Raw genomic sequence first — 1,828 nt, forward strand, 5'->3', positions numbered from 1 at the left:
ACCGGTGCACCCGAGGCGCTGCGCGAGGCCGCGGAGCTGGCCGAGGCGTGCGGGGCGGGCCCCCTGCGGCGCCGCGCCGAGGACCTGGCCCGGCGGGCCGGGGTGGCCCTGGACGGCGGTGCCGGGACCGCGCCGCCGCCGCTGCCCCGGGGGTTGACCCCGCGCGAGGCGGAGGTGGTGCGGCTGCTGGGCCGAGGGCTGACCAACGCGGAGATCGCCCAGGAGCTGTTCATCACGCCGAAGACGGCCAGTGTGCACGTGTCCAACATCCTGTCCAAGCTCGACGTCCCCAACCGGGCGACGGCGGGGGCGCGGGCCCGGGAGTTGGGGATGGCGTAGCGCCGGTTTCCGGGGGGTGAAGCCCTGCGGGGCCCGTCCACCTGCTACGGGAGCACGACGACGGTCCGCGCCCAGCCGAGGTGGTGCACCATGTCGAAGGCGATGGCCTCGCGGTAGCCGCGGGGGTCCATCCATCCGGTGCTCAGGAGCGTCCCGTCGTCGGAGAGCAGCCAGGTGTCGACCGTCGTCCCGTCCGGCCTGAGCCGGTAGACGAAGAGGAGGCCGGTCATGGGGATGCGCCGGGTCGCGCCGTAGAGGATGCCGCGCGGGGGCACGTCCTCGGGCCGGTGCACACAGACGGTGCCGTTCACCGACGCCGGAAGCGCGGAGGCCGTCTGCTCGGCCGTCACCGCACCCACCTCATAGGGAATATGTAGGGACGAACGCGGCGCTTGCGTTTGATCGGGCTCATTTCGACCACCATCCGATGTCGTTCGGCCGGTGGTTTCATCCTCGCTACACGGCCTCTCACCTGTCTCGATCGCTACATTGCCGTACGTCTTTTGTCGATCGTGTAGAGCCGACGAAATCAGCGTGCAATCCTGTCGAGCATGAACGACGCACTGGACCCGGGCACCGCGCGATGGGGCGCGGAGTTACGGCGCCTGAGAGAACTGTCCGGGAAGAGACAGCAGGATCTCGCGAAAGACGTCGGGTATCAGCCATCCACCGTCTCGGCGTGGGAGCGGGGGACAAGACGCCCCGACGCAGATCAGATCGCTCGGCTGGACGACGCGCTCACTACGGGTGGCGCACTCGCCGCGCTCTGGGCGGAACTCTCCTTCGATGGAGCCCTGCCCGAGCACTGGCGCAACTTCATCTCTGTGGAGCGAGAGGCCATCGAGATCAGGGAATACGCCGCCATGCTGATCCCCGGCCTCCTCCAATCCGAGAAGTATGCGCGGGAGATTCTGCGGCAGGACCCGAATCCTGATGAGCTGGTCGCCGTTCGTCAAGAACGCCTCACCAAGCTGCGCCCGGAGGTACGGATCTGGGTGGTGATCGAGGAGGCGGCGATTCGCCGAGTGGTACGCTCCCCAGCGGTTCAGGAGGACGCCATCGACCACCTCATGCACCTGGCGGCCCGGCCCTATATCCAGGTCGCGGTGGTGCCGTCCGAGGCTTGGGATCGGCCTGGACTGGCGGGTTCGTTCCGCGTGGTCCGGGTCCCGGACGGGCGAATGGTCGGACATGCTGAACACCAGTTCGGCGAGGTACCGGTGTCGGCGGCGCAGGTCACCATGCTCCTGGGGTACTTCTCCGACCTACAGATGCAGGCGCTTTCACCGTCGGAGACGTTCCGACATCTAGAGAAGATCAAGGATGAGCTCGATGCGTGAATGGCACAAGAGCACGTACAGCGGTCAAGGCGCGAACTGCGTCGAGGTCGCCGAAGGCGCACAGACCCTCATCCGCGACACCCAGAACCGCGAACTCGCACACCTCGACTTCCCCACCCACGAGTGGCAGGCCTTCCTCACCGCCGCCA

Annotated in this window: 4 protein-coding genes; 3 read left to right on the top strand and 1 reads right to left on the bottom strand. The window is 67.9% G+C overall.

The window, feature by feature from the left end; genetic code table 11:
- Positions 1-339, top strand: a 339-nt coding sequence (locus D450_RS35000) for a response regulator transcription factor (RefSeq protein ID WP_039820957.1), incomplete at its 5' end; no start/stop codon positions are given.
- 44 nt (positions 340-383) lie between these two features.
- Here the strand turns inward: D450_RS35000 and D450_RS0125360 are convergent.
- The gene (locus tag D450_RS0125360; protein ID WP_017541435.1) at positions 384-689 is read right to left on the bottom strand and encodes a hypothetical protein; all 306 of its coding nucleotides are present in this window, start codon (positions 687-689) and stop codon (positions 384-386) included.
- Positions 690-890: 201 nt separating this feature from the next.
- Here D450_RS0125360 and D450_RS31275 point away from each other — a divergent pair, with 201 nt between their 5' ends.
- Entirely contained in the window at positions 891-1,679 is a 789-nt protein-coding gene (locus tag D450_RS31275; protein WP_017541436.1) for a helix-turn-helix domain-containing protein, read from the top strand.
- Positions 1,672-1,828: DUF397 domain-containing protein (locus D450_RS32825; protein WP_017541437.1), on the top strand; the 157-nt coding region annotated here is incomplete at its 3' end. The genes D450_RS31275 and D450_RS32825, both read left to right, overlap by 8 nt.

This window comes from Nocardiopsis halophila DSM 44494 (assembly GCF_000341245.1).
GTDB classification, from domain to species: Bacteria; Actinomycetota; Actinomycetes; order Streptosporangiales; family Streptosporangiaceae; genus Nocardiopsis_A; species Nocardiopsis_A halophila.